This window comes from Allobosea sp. (genome assembly GCF_035944895.1).
In the GTDB taxonomy this organism is placed as follows: Bacteria; Pseudomonadota; Alphaproteobacteria; order Rhizobiales; family Beijerinckiaceae; genus Allobosea.
The window spans coordinates 285,498-300,289 of sequence record NZ_DASZAT010000005.1 but is presented as its reverse complement, the minus strand read 5'-3'; the positions used below and the strand labels follow the sequence as shown (position 1 = coordinate 300,289).

Annotated in this window: 11 protein-coding genes; 8 read left to right on the top strand and 3 right to left on the bottom strand. The window is 67.6% G+C overall.

The annotated features are described in order from the left end of the window. Positions 1–16: 16 nt before the first annotated feature. From lpdA to VGV58_RS03890, 3 genes are all read left to right on the top strand, one after another. Positions 17–1,414 (top strand): dihydrolipoyl dehydrogenase, encoded by a 1,398-nt coding sequence (gene lpdA, locus VGV58_RS03900; RefSeq protein WP_326872664.1) that lies wholly within the window; start codon positions 17–19, stop codon positions 1,412–1,414. A gap of 126 nt (positions 1,415–1,540) precedes the next feature. Further along, positions 1,541–3,034, top strand: a complete 1,494-nt coding sequence (locus VGV58_RS03895; RefSeq protein WP_326872663.1) for an amidase — start codon at positions 1,541–1,543, stop codon at positions 3,032–3,034. Between the two features lie 188 nt (positions 3,035–3,222). Beyond that, a complete protein-coding gene (locus VGV58_RS03890) occupies positions 3,223–4,809 on the top strand; it encodes an ABC transporter substrate-binding protein (protein WP_326872662.1) in 1,587 nt (528 codons plus the stop codon). Positions 4,810–4,930: 121 nt separating this feature from the next. Here the strand turns inward: VGV58_RS03890 and VGV58_RS03885 are convergent, their stop codons facing one another. From VGV58_RS03885 to VGV58_RS03875, 3 genes are all read right to left on the bottom strand, one after another. Then, the gene (locus tag VGV58_RS03885; protein ID WP_326872661.1) at positions 4,931–6,532 is read right to left on the bottom strand and encodes a gamma-glutamyltransferase; all 1,602 of its coding nucleotides are present in this window, start codon (positions 6,530–6,532) and stop codon (positions 4,931–4,933) included. A gap of 97 nt (positions 6,533–6,629) precedes the next feature. Then, positions 6,630–7,466 (bottom strand): endonuclease/exonuclease/phosphatase family protein, encoded by an 837-nt coding sequence (locus VGV58_RS03880; protein WP_326872660.1) that lies wholly within the window; start codon positions 7,464–7,466, stop codon positions 6,630–6,632. 195 nt (positions 7,467–7,661) lie between these two features. Next, positions 7,662–8,918 (bottom strand): ROK family transcriptional regulator, encoded by a 1,257-nt coding sequence (locus VGV58_RS03875; RefSeq protein ID WP_326872659.1) that lies wholly within the window; start codon positions 8,916–8,918, stop codon positions 7,662–7,664. Between the two features lie 167 nt (positions 8,919–9,085). Here VGV58_RS03875 and VGV58_RS03870 point away from each other — a divergent pair, with 167 nt between their 5' ends. From VGV58_RS03870 to VGV58_RS03850, 5 genes are read left to right on the top strand one after another with little or no spacing between them, the layout of a single operon-like run. Next, positions 9,086–10,345: an extracellular solute-binding protein gene (locus VGV58_RS03870; protein ID WP_414643860.1), complete on the top strand. Its 1,260-nt coding sequence runs from the start codon at positions 9,086–9,088 to the stop codon at positions 10,343–10,345. A 41-nt stretch (positions 10,346–10,386) separates the two neighbouring features. Next, on the top strand, positions 10,387–11,313 hold the full coding sequence (locus tag VGV58_RS03865; RefSeq protein ID WP_326872658.1) for a carbohydrate ABC transporter permease: 927 nt from the start codon (positions 10,387–10,389) through the stop codon (positions 11,311–11,313). Beyond that, positions 11,313–12,149: a carbohydrate ABC transporter permease gene (locus VGV58_RS03860; protein WP_326872657.1), complete on the top strand. Its 837-nt coding sequence runs from the start codon at positions 11,313–11,315 to the stop codon at positions 12,147–12,149. Before VGV58_RS03865 ends, VGV58_RS03860 begins: the two co-directional genes overlap by 1 nt. Positions 12,150–12,154: 5 nt before the next feature. Next, positions 12,155–13,672: an argininosuccinate lyase gene (locus tag VGV58_RS03855; RefSeq protein WP_326872656.1), complete on the top strand. Its 1,518-nt coding sequence runs from the start codon at positions 12,155–12,157 to the stop codon at positions 13,670–13,672. Then, entirely contained in the window at positions 13,672–14,739 is a 1,068-nt protein-coding gene (locus VGV58_RS03850) for an ABC transporter ATP-binding protein (protein WP_326872655.1), read from the top strand. The genes VGV58_RS03855 and VGV58_RS03850 overlap by 1 nt, the downstream gene beginning before the upstream one ends. Positions 14,740–14,792: the final 53 nt, after the last annotated feature.

Sequence of the window (14,792 nt, the reverse complement as noted above, 5' to 3'; positions counted from 1 at the left end):
GCGGCGGGAGCGAGCCATGACCGACATCACCTGCAAGCTCCTCGTCATCGGCGCCGGCCCCGGCGGCTATGTCTGCGCCATCCGCGCCGGGCAGCTCGGCATCGACACCGTCATCGTCGAGAGCACCAAGTTGGGCGGCACCTGCCTCAACATCGGCTGCATCCCCTCCAAGGCGATGATCCATGTCGCCGAGGAGTTCGAGAAGGCGGCCCATGCCGCCGCCGGCAAGACGCCGTTCGGCCTGACCGCGGCCGAGCCGAAGCTCGACCTGAAGCAGGCCGTCGCCTGGAAGGATGGCATCGTCCAGCGCCTCAACAACGGCGTCGCCGGCCTCTTGCGCAAGGCCAAGGTCAAGATCGTCCACGGCCAGGCCCGCTTCCGCGACGGCAAGACCGTGGCGGTCGAGACCGAGACCGGCCCCAAGACCATCACGGCCGAAACGATCGTGATCGCGACCGGCTCGGTGCCGGTCGAGCTGCCCTTCCTGCCCTTTGGCGGCAACGTCATCTCGTCCACCGGCGCGTTGGCGCTGACCGAACTGCCGAAGCGCCTCGTCGTGGTCGGTGGCGGCTATATCGGGCTCGAGCTCGGGACCGCCTTCGCCAAGCTCGGCAGCAAGGTCACCGTGGTCGAGGCGCAGGACAAGATCCTGCCGCTCTACGATGCCGAACTGACCGCGCCGGTCGCCAAGAACCTCTCAGGCCTCGGCGTCGAGGTCCTGCTCGGGGCCAAGGCGCTCGGCCAGACCGCCAAGGGCGACGGCCTGCGCATCGAGACCGCCGACGGCAAGGAGCGTGAGCTGCCGGCCGACAAGATCCTGGTCACGGTCGGCCGCACTCCCGCGACGGCCAAGCTCGGCCTCGACGAGTTGGTGCTCGACATGGATGGCCGCTTCATCCGCATCGGCGAGCGCTGCGAGACCTCGATGCGCGGCATCTACGCCATCGGCGACGTCACCGGCGAGCCGATGCTGGCCCATCGCGCCATGGCGCAGGGCGAGATGGTGGCCGAGATCGTCGCCGGCGAGCCGCGTATCTGGGACAAGGCCTGCATCCCGGCGATCTGCTTCACCGATCCGGAAATCGTCTCGGCCGGCCTGTCGCCGGCGGAAGCCAAGGCGGCCGGCCTCGAGACCAAGGTTGGGCTCTTCCCCTTCCAGGCGAATGGCCGCGCCATGACCCGCCATGGCGAGGCCGGTTTCGTGCGTATCGTCGCCCGTGCCGACAACCATCTCGTCCTCGGCATCCAGGCCGTCGGACAGGGCGTCTCGGAGCTCTCGACCGCCTTCGGCCTCGCCATCGAGATGGGCGCGCGGCTCGAAGACGTCGCCGGCACCATCCACGCCCACCCGACTTTGGGCGAGGCCTTCCAGGAATCGGCGCTGAAGGCGCTCGGCCACGCCCTGCACATCTGAGCCTTGCACATCTGAGGCGAACGCAGGCCGGCACTCAACCCGGCGAGGGTTGACGTGGAGGCCGAGGCCGCTTCGACTGGCAGGACGGGTCAGGACGACCCGCCCTGACTGCCGGAGCTTTCTGCCGTGACCGAACCCTGCGATCTCGATGCCGTCACCGCCCGCCGCCTGATCGGCGAGAAGAAGCTCTCGGCCAGCGAGCTGCTCGAAAGCTGCCTCGCCCGCATCGATGCCGTCGACCATGCCGTCAACGCCATGGTGGCGCGTGACGATGAGCGCGCCCGCGCCACCGCGAAGGCAGCGGATGCCGCCACCATGCGTGGCGACGATCTGCCGGCGCTGCATGGCCTGCCGATCGGCATCAAGGACCTGGAAGACGTCGCGGGTCTCCGCACCACCTATGGCAGCCCGCTCTTCGCCGACCATGTGCCGAAAGAGGACCAGGGCATCGTCGCCTCCGTGCGCAAGGCCGGCGCTGTCATCGTCGGCAAGACCAACACGCCGGAATGGGGCGCCGGCGCCAACACCCGCAACGCCGTCTACGGCGTCACCGGCAACCCGTTCGATCCCTCGCGCTCGGCCGCCGGCTCCTCCGGCGGCTCGGGCGTCGTGCTCGCGACCAATATGGTGCCGATCGCGACCGGCTCGGACACCGGTGGCTCCCTGCGCAACCCGGCCGCCTTCAACGGCATCGTCGGCTTCCGCCCGACCCCTGGGCTGGTACCCAGCGACAAGCGCCCGCTCGGCTGGAACCCGCTCTCGGTGCTTGGGCCGATGGCGCGCACCGTGCCCGATCTCTGCCTCCTGCTCTCGACGATGGTCAGCGACGACGCCGTCGATCCGCTGGCGACGACGATCCATGGCAAGCAGGTCAGGCGCGCCGAAGACTTCGCCCGGCCGGACCATTGCGATCTCGCCTCGCTGAAGGTCGCGATCACCCCGGATTTCGGCTTCACGCCCACTGAAAAACACATCCGCGAGGTCTTCGCCGACAAGGTCGGCCGCTTCAGCAAGGTCTTCGGCCGCGCGGACGAGGCGACACCGGACTGCTCCGGCACCGATGAGAGCTTCGAGGTGCTGCGCGCCGTCTCCTTCCTCGCCAGCCATCACGACCGCTCGGTCAAGACACCCGACAAGGTCGGCCCCAATGTCCGCGCCAATGTCGAGGAAGGGCTGCGCTATGGCGCGCTCGACGTCACCCGCGCGCTCAAGCAGCAGACCGTGCTCTATCACGAGTGGCAGCGCTTCTTCGAAACCTATGACGTCATCCTCTCGCCGGCGATGACGCTCTCGCCGCGGCCCTGGTCGGAGCTCTACCCGGCCGAGATCGACGGCAAGCCGACGCGGACCTATTTCCATTGGCTGGCGAATGCCTATGCGGTGACGATCGTCGGCCATCCCGCGATCTCGCTGCCGGTCGGGCTCGACCGCAACGGCATGCCCTTCGGCCTGCAGATCGTCGGCCCGCGCGGCGGCGACGCCAAGGTGCTTGCGGTCGCGGCGGCGCTCGAGTCACTCTTGGCCGGCGATCCGCTGACGGCGCGGCCCAAGCCCGACATCGCCAGGCTGAAGGCCGCGCCGAAGCTGGCGGACAGCCCGAATTTCCTCGGCTTCGACTAGAGCATTTTCGAGCGAAGTGGGTACCGGTTCGCCTGAAGAAAATGCGATAAAATAAGAAGCTAGAGCGTTTCCGAGTTTCGGGGAAACGCGGAACGCTCTAGTCGGAGCCAGCTTTTTTCATCCTATCAAGCAGCAGAAAGAACCGGGTTCATCGGCAGTCAGATTCAATCATAAAAGGGGAGAGATATATGAAGCGTCGTCAGTTCCTGCAGGGCACGGCAGCCGCCGCCCTGTTCGCTCCAGCGCTCGCCCGAGAGGCGCTGGCGCAAGCGCCGAGCGCAACCGTGCTCAAGATGGCGCCACAGGCCAACCTCACCTCGCTCGATCCGATCTGGACCACCGCAACCGTCACCAACAATCACGGCTACTACGTCTACGACACACTCTATGGCGGCGATCTCGACCTGAAGCCGCAGCCGCAAATGGCTGAAGGTCACGAGATCTCCGCCGACGGCAAGGTCTGGAAGATCAAGCTGCGCGAGGGCCTCGCCTTCCATGACGGCCAGCCGGTCCGCCCCGCAGACTGCATCGAGAGCCTGAAGCGCTGGTGCCAGCGCGACCCCTACGGCCAGCTTCTGATCAAGGCCGTCGAGGCCTGGGGCGCGCCGGACGAGCGCACCATCGAGATCAAGCTGACGAAGGCTTTCCCGATGATGCTCGACTGCATGGCCAAGGCGGACAACCCGCCCTTCATCATGCCGGAGCGCCTGGCCAAGACCGAGGCGACCAAGCAGGTCACCGAGATGACCGGCTCGGGCCCCTACAAATTCGTCGCGAGCGAGTACGTCTCGGGCAGCCGCGTCGTCTACGAGAAGAACGAGGCCTACAAGCCGCGCAGCGAGCCGCCGAGCCGCAATGCCGGCGGCAAGGTCGCGCATTTCAAGCGGATCGAATGGCCGATCCTGCCCGACCCGGCGACCGCCGCCGCCGCCCTGACCAAGGGCGAGATCGACTGGTGGGAGCGCCCGCTCGCCGACCTCCAGCCCTTGCTGGCCAAGAGCCCGGATGTCGTCCGCGAGGTCATCGACAAGAACGGCCGTGGCTCGATCATGCGGCTGAACCACCTTCAGCCGCCCTTCAACAATCCCAAGGTTCGCGCCGCGGTCCGCCTGGGCATCAACCAGGAAGACTATATGCGGGCGTCGCAGGGCGACGACACCACGGCCTGGCAGGTCTGCCGGAACCTGTGGTGGCGTGGCACGCCCTATTACACCGGCGAGCTCGAGGACCTGATGCCGCAGAGCCTCGACAAGGCCAAGGCGGCGCTGAAGGAGTCCGGCTACAACGGCGAGAAGGTCGTCATCATCAACCCGACCGACTTCCCCGATATCGGCCCGCTCGGCGATGTCACCTACGAGTTGCTGAAATCGATGGGCATGAATGTCGAGATGGCCGCCAGCGACTGGGGCACGGTGATCCAGCGCCGCAACAGCCGCGAGCCGGTCGAGAAGGGTGGCTGGAGCATCTTCCATACCACCGGCGCGGCCGTCGGCTGGGGCAACCCTGCCCTGTCCAACCTCGTGCGCGGCCCCGGCGACAAGGGCTGGTTCGGCTGGTGGACCAACGCCAAGGCCGAGGAGATGGCCGAAGAATGGCTCTACGCCCCGGACGAGGCCAAGCAGAAGCAGGTCGCCGTCGCGCTCGGGCGCCTCGCGCTCGAGGAATGCGCCACGATCCCGCTCGGCCAGTTCGTGATCAAGACGGCCTATCGCAAGGGCCTGACCGGCATGCTGCCGGGCTCGGCGCCTTATCCTTGGGGGTTGAAGCGGGGGTGAGATTTCGTCGTCATTCTCGGGCGAAGCGAAGCGCAGACCCGAGAATCTCGTGACGAGGAGGCTCTAGTCGGAGCCTCTTCCGGCCTGAGATGCTCGGGTCAAGCCCGAGCATGACGCTCCCTCAATTCGCCGCCACAGCCGCCGACCAGGGCGAGGCGGCGTCGCTGATGCCCTCCTGCCCGTCCTGCCCGGTCCGCACCATGTTCGGGCAGGCGAAGTTGAGCGGCAACACGCCGTGCTCGACCACGCTCAGCGGACCGGCTGCCGCCAGCGCATCGAGCGTCCCCTCGGGCAGGCGTGCATCGGCGCTGGTACCGTCTGGCCCGGAGACGTCGATGCGCGGCTGGTGCGCGGCATCTTCCAGGCTCATGCCGCTGTCGAGGGTGAAGGCCAGCATCTGGTAGACGCTGGCGAGGATGCGCCGCCCGCCCGAGGCGCCGGCGCCGTGGCGCGGATAGCCGCCATCGGCTGGGGTCACCACCACCGGGCACATATTGCACAAGGGGCGAGCGCCCGGCGCGATCGCATTGGCGCTGCCCGGGCGCGGGTCGAACCACATCATGCCGTTGTTCATCAGCACGCCGGTGTCGGGCAGGACGAGACGGCTGCCCATCGAGGAGAGCAAGGTCGTGGTCAGCGCGACGATGGTGCCTTCGCCATCGACGACGGTGAGATGCGTGGTGCAGGTGTCCCCCGGCTCCTTCGCAGCTTGCGCCGCGCCGAGGCCTTCGAGCCGGCTGGCATAGGCCTCGCGCATCACCTGCGAGAGCCTGGCGAACCAGGCGGAGTCCGGCCCACCCTCCGGAGGCGGGCTCGCGGCCATGCCCTCGACCACCGCCTGCAAAGTCGGCGCGGCGGTCAGTCCGCCGGCGGTGTGGATCCGATGCGTGCCGCGCCAGTCGATCACCGGCGCCTCGCGCACGCTCGCGCGGCAATCGGCGAGGTCCTGCGCGTCGACGACACCACCAACCGCTGCGATGTCGGCCGCCAGCCGCCTGGCGAGATCGCCGCGATAGAAATCATCGAGCCCGGCCTTGGCGAGATGCTCCAGCGTCGCGCCGAGATTGCCGAGCGTCCGGAAGCCCGGCACGCCCTGATAGGGTGGCACCGGCGGCAAGCCGCCCGGCAGATAGATGCGCGCGCTCTCCTCATAGAGCCGAAGCACCGCGGCCGAGGAGGCGATCTTCAGCGTCGTGTACCAGTCTTGCGCCAGCCCGCGCTTGGCCAATGCGATCGCAGGCGCGAGCAGGTCGGAAACCGGCATGCTCGTCCCGAAGCGCTCCTTCAAGGTCGCGTAGCCCGAGACCGAGGACGGGATGCAGAAGGACAGCGGCCCGTGGATGTTGCGATCGCCTTCGACCTCGGGCCAGGCGAACAGGTCGAACTTCATCGCGCCTGTCATTGGGTAGTCGGCCGGATCGGCCCGGCGCGGCGCGACAGGGCCGAAATCGACGACCTGCGCCCGGCTCTCGCCGGCCTTGAGTACGACGCCGAAGCCGATGCCACCGAGCCCGCTGTTCCAGGGCTCGAGAGCCGCCAGCGCGAACGCGGTTGCGACTGCCGCATCTGCGGCGTTGCCGCCCGCTTCCAGGATCGCCGCCCCCGCGGCCGCGGCCTCGTGGTTCTGCGAGACGACGACGCCCTTGCGCCCGCGCGCCGACGGCTTGGTCAGGCTCCAGTTCTGGGTGCGGTAGGCACGGGTGCGGCGCGGCTCGGTCGTCATTGGGCAGGATCCAGTCTGATGGGAACGCCATCGTGGCATGCCCCCATCGACGCGTCACTTGAGGATGCCTCAAGCCTGCCCCGCGACGAGCGCTGGCTCAGTGCGCCTGGCGCTCCTCGCCAGGCAGATGCGCCACCGCCTTGATCGGCAGGTGATCGGAGGCCAGCCGCGACAACTCGGTGTCGTGCAGCTGAACCTGCGCGATCGTCTCGGCGGGATAGGCGACGATGCGGTCGAGCGCCCAGATCGGGAAGCGCGCAGGAAAGCTCGGGATCGCCGCCTGCAGCGGCCCGAACTTCGGCGCCAGCCCGTGCAGGCTCGATTTCTTGCCGATCCGCCATTCGTTGAGATCGCCCATCAGGAAGATCGGGCGCCCATCCGTCGGCTTGGAGGCGTTGATCAGCGTCTCGACCTGGCGCGAGCGCGAATGCCGCAGCAGTCCGAGATGTGCCGCGACCACCCGGATCGGCGAGCCGCAGACGGTGAGGTCGGCGATCAGCGCGCCGCGCGGCTCGACCCCGGGGAGGACGAGCTGCCGCGTTGCGGTGACCGCGCCGTCGCGGAAGAGCACGACATTGCCGTGCCAGCCATGGCCCTGCCAGGCGCTCTGCACCGGCACCGGCTTCAGGCCCGTGCGGCGCTCGAGCCGAGCAAGGTCGAGGAGGCCGTTGCGCTCGCCGAAGCGCTGGTCGGCCTCCTGCAGCGCCACGACATCGGCGTCGATCTGGCGGATCACCTCGATGATCCGGTCGGGATCGAAGCGGCGATCGCGACCCACTGCCTTGTGGATGTTGTAGGAGGCGATTTTCAACTCGGTCGCCGGTGCCGTATTGGCGAGCGCCTGCTGCCCGGCGGCCTCGCGCGTCCAGCTCGACATCTGCGGCGGCCGCAGCACCCTGATCCGACGCAAACCGCGCCCTTCGAACTCCAGCATCCGGCCGGCATCTCCAATCGCTCGCCCAGGCTCGTTAGCAAGAGCCTTGCCAAGATCAATCCCCGAAAGGCGCGACGGTTCGATCGACCCCGGACGAACGACTCGCATCGGCTCTCCGTTAGCGGAAAAATCGGATCGGCGCAGCCTGTCGAACAGCAGGTCTCGACCTGTTGATCGTTGCCATGGCGGCGAAGACTACGACACCGGCGCGATATCTGCGGCAAACTGCATTGGCTCGCCTGCCGCCGGATTGCGCACCAGCCGCGGCGCGATTGCATCGAGGAGCGGCAGCGCCGCCGCACCGAGCGCCGCGGTGAATTGCCCCGTGGTGCCGCGCTGGATGCGCGGGATAGAGCGGCCGTCGCGCCTCGCGACGGAGAGCGGCAGGGGATCGGCTGCGGCGATCAGGGCGTCTATGACGCTATCCGGCAGCGCACCGCCGATAATGATCGTCTCCGGGTCGAACAGGTTCTCCAGCATGGCGAGCACCGGCGCGAGCAGCGGCCCGGCCTCGGCAACCCAGCCCGCGACCGCCGGGTGTCCCTCGGCATGAAGCCTGGCGATGCCTGTCGCATCGACCTGGGCCACACCTGCCTGACGCAACCTGTCCTGCAAGGCCGACGGCGAGACATAGCGCTCGAGGCAGCCCTGACGGCCGCAGACACAAGGCAAGCCGTGCGGCACGGCCGGGACATGGCCGAGCTCGCCGGCATTGCCATGGGCGCCGCGAAAAGGCTCTCCGCCCAGCATCAGCCCGAGGCCGAGGCCGAGCCCGAAATAGACCAGGCAGAAATGCCGGAGATTGCGGCCGACGCCATAGAGATGCTCGCCGACCGCCGCCGCAGTCGCATCGTTCTCGACCGTCACGGAGGTCGCAAGCGCAGCGCTCATCAGCGCCGTGACATCAAGCCCGGTCCAGCCGGGGAGAGCCGTCGAGCCGACAGTGATCGTGCCCTCGAAATCGAAGGGGCCGGGCATGACGACACCGCAGCCGAGCAAACGCTCCGGCAAGCCCTTCGTCGCCCGCGCTCGCTCGAGTTCGGCCGCCGCCAGCGCCTGCACCGCTTCGACCGAGAGATTCGGCAGGGGCACGACGCGCTGCGCCCTGACCTCGCCGGTCAGGTCGACCAGCACGGTGGTGATATGGTCGGCGGCGATCTCCATGCCAGCGGTGACGCCGCCATCGGCGTTGAGCGCGAACTCGACCGGCGGCTGGCCGCGCGCCGTGCGCCGGCGGCCGAGCTCGATCAGGAAGCCCTCTTCCAGCAATTCGGCGACGATGTTCGAGACGGCCTGCGCCGTCAGCCGGGTCAGGCTGGCGATGTCGGAGCGGCCCAGCCGGCCATGCTGGCGCAATGTCTCCAGTACGACCCGCCGGTTATGGCGGCGCGCCCGCTCCGGATTGGTGCCGAGAGCAGCGCTGGGCGCGGCCGGGAGCTTGCGATGCGGCATGATGGGCAGCCTCTTTCGTCCGCTCAGGCTGCGCCGGCCATTAATCAAACTCAAGTGAATTAATCTATTGACAGCAGGCGAGCTGCGGGAAAGCATGCCTGTTGAACGTCCGGCGGCCGGGAGCGAGCATGCGGGCGGGCGTCGCAACCAGACGGGGAGGAAGATCCATGCGCGGCTTTCGCGGACTAGTCCTGGGCATCGCCATGTCGATCGGCGCCATCGCAGGCGCCCGCGCCCAGGCGGTCGAAATCGAGTACTGGCAGTACGTGTTCGACGCCCGCATCAAGGCGATGAACGAGCTGATCAAGCGCTTCGAGGCCGCCAATCCCGGCATCAAGGTCAAGCATACGACCTTCCCCTATGCCGACTACCAGACCAAGATCGCCGCCGCCGTCCCGGCCGGCCAGGGTCCGGACGTGGTCCAGCTCTACTATGGCTGGCTCGATAATTTCGTCGGCGCCAAGTTCATCCAGCCGCTGCCGCGCGACGCCTTCCCGCACGACGTGATCGAGAAGGAATTCTACCCGATCGTCCAGACGATGAAGCGCGACGGCGAGTATTACGGCCTGCCGACCGCGGTGCGCACGCTGGCGCTGTTCTACAACAAGAAGCTGTTCCAGGAGGCCGGGCTCGACCCGAACAAGCCGCCGCAGACGCTCGACGAATATCTCGAGGCCGCCAAGAAGACGGTGAAGCGCGATGCCGCCGGCAACATGCTCTCGGCCGGCGCGGTGATCGACATGCCCGGCCAGGATCTGCACTGGTGGCGCGAGGTGCTGCTGCGCCAGATGGGCGGCAAGCCCTATTCCGACGACAACAAGACCGTCGCCTATGACAGCGAGGCCGGCGCCAAGGCGCTGAACTGGTATGCCGACCTGCAGCGCGTCCACAAGGTCGGCCAGGCCGGCTTCATGGACGAGGGCCAGGCCGCCTTCCGCGCCGGGCGCGCCGCGATGACGGTCGACGGCTCCTTCCGCCTCGGCGCCTTCGGCGGCATCAAGAACTTCGAATGGGGCGTGACCGAGCTGCCGGCGAGCGCCGACGGCAAGCGCTCGAACTTCGCCAGCTACTGGGTCAACGCCATCACCGCCAAGCCGACCGGCGCCAAGCTCGAAGCGGCCAAGAAGTTCATGGCCTTCACCACCTCGCCGGAAGCGATGCAGGTCTGGCTCGACATGGTCGGCGAGCTTCCCGCCCGCAAGGCCGCGGCGGAGACGCAGGCGAACCTCGCCCACCCGATCTACGGCCCGTTCCTCAAGGCGCTGAACTATTCGCAGGCGACCATCTTCGTCGACGAGCTGGCCCAGCGCCAGGTCGGCCTCGATATGGCCAACCGGGTCTTCATCCAGAACCAGGACGCCAAGGCCTCGCTGGCCGAGGCGGCCAAGGCCGAGCAGGCGATCCTCGACCGCTTCTACAAGAAGTGATCGTGACTGCCTGAAGCCATCCCGACACGGCAGGACGCGCCATGACCGCCAATACCGAAGTCGCCCGCTCCGGCGGGCGCCTCTGGCAGGGCCTCACCTTGCAGCAGAAGCAGGTGGTCTGGGCCTGGGGTTTCCTTACCGTGCCGATCCTGTTCTACGGGCTGATCCGCTTCTACCCGACGGTCGAGGGCTTCATCATCTCGACCACGAACTGGAACCTGATGAATTCGCCCTCCTATGTCGGGCTGGCGAACTTCAAGCGGCTGATGGCCGATCCGGTGTTCTGGCAGGTGTTCCGCAACACCTTCCTCTATCTGATCATCGGCACGCCGGTCAGCCTCGTCCTCGCCTTCACCATCGCCTACCATCTCGACCGCGTCCGCTTCATGCACGGCTTCATCCGGGCGCTGTATTTCCTGCCCTTCCTGACCACGGCGACGGCGATGGCCTGGGTCTGGCGCTGGTTCTACCAGCCGGTGCCGATCGGCCTGATCAACGACCTGCTCTCCTCGGTCGGCCTGTCGCAGCAGCCCTTCCTGCGCTCGACGACGCAAGCGCTGCCGGCGGTGCTGGCCCCGGCGATCTGGGCTGGCCTCGGCTTCCAGGTGGTGATCTTCCTCGCCGGCCTGCGCGCCATTCCGACGACCTACTACGAAGCGGCCCGCATCGACGGCGTCTCCGATTTCGCCATCCTCAGGAAGATCACGCTGCCGCTGCTCAAGCCGACGATCATCTTCCTCGTCGTCTTCTCCTCGATCGGCTTCCTGCGCATCTTCGACCAGGTCTACAACATGACCAGCGGCGATCCCGGCGGCCCGCTCAATGCGACCAAGCCGCTGGTTCTGATGATCTATCAGACCGCCTTCTCCTCCTTCGACATGGGCTATGCGGCGGCACAGACCGTCGTGCTCTTCCTCGTCCTGCTCAGCATCTCGCTGGTGCAGCTGCGCCTGCTGAGGGACCGTTGATGACCGGCGCCACCCTCTCCCCCCGCTTTGCGCCCGGCCGCGTCATCGCCTGGCTGCTGCTGCTCGCCGGCGGCCTCCTGATGCTGACGCCGCTACTCTTCATGTTCTCGACCTCGCTCAAGGACTCGGCCGACATCTACGATCTCAGACTGATCCCCGCGGCGCCGACGCTCGACAACTACCGGACCGTGCTCTCGGACGGGCGCTTCCTGCGCTGGTTCTGGAACTCGCTGGCAATCGCGACGATCGTCACGCTGTCGAACGTCTTCTTCGACAGCCTGGTCGGCTACACCCTCGCCAAGTTCCAGTTCCGTGGCCGCTATCTCGTCTTCCTGGCGATCCTCTCGACCCTGATGATCCCGACCGAGATGCTGGTCATTCCCTGGTACGTCATGGCCAAGAACTTCGGCTGGCTCGACAGCTACTGGGGCATCATGTTCCCGGGCATGATGACGGCCTTCGGCACCTTCCTGATGAAGCAGTTCTTCGAGACGGTGCCGACCGACTTTCTGGAAGCGGCGCGCGTCGACGGGCTCAACGAGTTCACGATCTTCTGGCGCATCGCCCTGCCGCTGGTGACGCCGGCGCTCTCGGCGCTGGCGATCTTCACCTTCCTGAGCAACTGGACCGCTTTCATCTGGCCGCTGATCGTCACCACCAGCAAGGAACTCTACACGCTCCCGGTCGGGCTCGCCTCCTTCGCGGTCGAATCGCAGATCCAGTGGGAGCTGATCATGACCGGCGCCGCGCTCGCGACGCTGCCGACGCTCGCCATCTTCCTGCTGCTGCAGCGCTACATCGTCCGCGGGGTCGTGCTCGCCGGGCTCAAGGGATAGTTGTCATGACCGCCCATACCGACCCGCGCACCAGCGACACCTCCGTTTTCCCGGATCCTGTCTACAAGGAGACGGTGCTGCGCCCGCTCTTCGACGGGGCGAAGACGCATCATGTCGAGGGCTTCCGCGCCATCGACCGCGCCCATCTCGTCATGCTGGCCGAGACCGGCATTCTTCGTCAGGAGACCGCCTCGCGCATCGCTCGCGCCCTGCTCGCGATCGAGCGCGAGATCGACCCGGCGACGCTGACCTATACCGGCGAGGTCGAGGATTATTTCTTCCTGGTCGAGGCCGAGCTGCGCAAGCGTCTGAAGCCCGACGACAATGGCCGCCTGCACACCGGTCGCTCGCGCAACGACATCGACCACACCTTGTTCAAGCTGGCGCTGAAGCCGCGGCTCGACAAGCTCGCAGCCCAACTGCGCGCCGCCATCGCCGCAACGCTGGTTCTGGCCGAGCGCGAGAAGGCGACGCTGATCGTCGCCTATACCCATGGCCAGCCGGCCCAGCCCTCGACCCTCGGCCATTACCTCTCCGCCGCGATCGAGGTGATGCTGCGCGACCATCAGCGCCTGTTGCAGGCGCGCGAGCTCATCGACCTCTGCCCGCTCGGCGCGGCCGCCATCACCACCTCCGGCTTCCCGCTCGACCGCCACCGCACCGCTCATCTCCTCGGCTTCAAGGCGCCGTTGCGGAACTCCTATGGTTGCATCGCGGCGGTCGACTACACGACCGCCGTGTTCAGCGCGATCGAGCTGGTCTTCCTGCATCTCGGCCGGCTGATCCAGGATCTGCAGTTCTGGACCGCCTTCGAGGTCGGCCAGATCTATGTGCCCAACGCCTTCGTCCAGATCTCCTCGATCATGCCGCAGAAGCGCAATCCGGTACCGATCGAGCATCTGCGCCATCTCGCCTCGCAGACGATGAGCCGCGCCCGCATGGTCCGCGACATCGTCCACAACACGCCATTCACCGACATGAACGACTCGGAGGGCGAGACCCAGGAAGCCGGCTACCAGACCTTCGAGAGCGGCGGGCGCGTGCTCGATCTGCTCGCGGCGCTGCTGCCAGCGCTCTCGGTCGACGGCCGCCGCGTCGCCGAGACGATCCGGCGCTCCTGCATCACCGTCACGGAGCTCGCCGACACGCTGGTGCGCAAGGAAGGCCTCTCCTTCCGCGCCGCCCATGAGGTCGCCTCGACGGTCGCCCGCGTCGTCGTCGCAGGAGATGGCGACCTGCCGCGCGACGGCTACGCACCCTTCCTCGACGCCTTCCGCCATGCCGCGGGCCGCGAGCCGCAGCTCAGCCGCGAGGACTTCGCAACTGCCGTCTCCCCGGAGAACTTCGTCGCCCTGCGCGAGCGCTTCGGCGGACCGGGGCCGAAGGTCCTTGGCGAGGCCCTCGCCGGCTATCGCGCCGAGCTCGCTGCAGCCGAGGATGCCGCAGCCGCGATCGCCGGGCGCGAGGACGCAGCCCGCCGCGAACTCGACGCCGCCTTCACCGCCCTCGCAGGAGCCGCCTGATGGCCGGGATCGCGATCGACAAGCTGGTCAAGCGCTATGGCACGACGCAGGTCGTTCATGGCATCGACCTCGATATCCAGGACGGTGAATTCGTCGTCTTCGTCGGGCCGTCCGGCTGCGGCAAGTCGACGACCCTGCGCATGATCGCCGGCCTCGAGGAGATCAACGACGGCACGATTTCGATCGGCGGCCGGGTGGTGAACCGGCTCGAGCCGAAAGAGCGGAACATCGCCATGGTGTTCCAGAACTATGCGATCTACCCGCATATGAGCGTCGCGGAGAACATCGCCTTCGGCCTCTACACCTCCCAGCTCGACAAGGCCGCCAAGCGCAAGCGGGTCGAGGAGGTCGCCGAGGTGCTCGGCCTGACGAAGCTGCTGGAGCGCCGCCCGTCCGCCCTCTCCGGCGGCCAGCGCCAGCGCGTCGCCATCGGGCGCGCCATGGTGCGCAACCCCGCCGTCTTCCTGTTCGACGAGCCGCTCTCCAATCTCGACGCGCAATTGCGTGCGCAGATGCGGCTGGAGATCAAGCGGCTGCACCAGCGGCTGGGGACCACCATCGTCTTCGTCACCCATGACCAGGTCGAAGCGATGACGCTGGCCGACCGGATCGTGGTGATGCGCGACGGCCATATCCTCCAGGTCGGCGCGCCGATGGAGCTCTACGAGAAGCCGGCGGATGTCTTCACCGCCCGCTTCATCGGCTCGCCGACGATGAACATCATGCCGGCGAAGGCTATCCCGCAAGCCGGCCGGAGCACGCTGCAACTCGGCGAAGCGCCGCTAGCCTGGCCCGCTGCACTCCCGGCCGACGTCCTCGTCGGCATTCGGCCGCAAGAACTGCGCATGCTGGAGCAGGGCGAAAGCGCCGATCTCATCCTCTCCGGCACCGTCGCCGTGGTCGAGCCGCTGGGGCCGGAAACCTTCGTCCATGTCGAGGCGGAAGGCGGCTTGCTGCTCGCCTCGGCTCCGGCCAAGCACCCGCCAGCCGTCGGCAGCGCCGTCAGGCTCGGCGCCGCGGCCTCAGGCTTGCGCCTGTTCGACGCCAAGAGCGAGCGCGCCCTGTGACCTCCCGGCGGCCACGACCGGACGGGCTCGTGCTCAGCACCGGCCGGCTCTAT

Coding starts and splice junctions, on each gene's coding strand:
- VGV58_RS03880 (WP_326872660.1), bottom strand. CDS start 7,466: ATGCTGGAGTTCGAAGGGCGCGGTTTGCGTCGGATCAGGGTGCTGCGG.
- VGV58_RS03850 (WP_326872655.1), top strand. CDS start 13,672: ATGGCCGGGATCGCGATCGACAAGCTGGTCAAGCGCTATGGCACGACG.
- VGV58_RS03875 (WP_326872659.1), bottom strand. CDS start 8,918: ATGCCGCATCGCAAGCTCCCGGCCGCGCCCAGCGCTGCTCTCGGCACC.
- lpdA (WP_326872664.1), top strand. CDS start 17: ATGACCGACATCACCTGCAAGCTCCTCGTCATCGGCGCCGGCCCCGGC.
- VGV58_RS03890 (WP_326872662.1), top strand. CDS start 3,223: ATGAAGCGTCGTCAGTTCCTGCAGGGCACGGCAGCCGCCGCCCTGTTC.
- VGV58_RS03860 (WP_326872657.1), top strand. CDS start 11,313: ATGACCGGCGCCACCCTCTCCCCCCGCTTTGCGCCCGGCCGCGTCATC.
- VGV58_RS03870 (WP_414643860.1), top strand. CDS start 9,086: ATGCGCGGCTTTCGCGGACTAGTCCTGGGCATCGCCATGTCGATCGGC.
- VGV58_RS03855 (WP_326872656.1), top strand. CDS start 12,155: ATGACCGCCCATACCGACCCGCGCACCAGCGACACCTCCGTTTTCCCG.
- VGV58_RS03865 (WP_326872658.1), top strand. CDS start 10,387: ATGACCGCCAATACCGAAGTCGCCCGCTCCGGCGGGCGCCTCTGGCAG.
- VGV58_RS03885 (WP_326872661.1), bottom strand. CDS start 6,532: ATGACGACCGAGCCGCGCCGCACCCGTGCCTACCGCACCCAGAACTGG.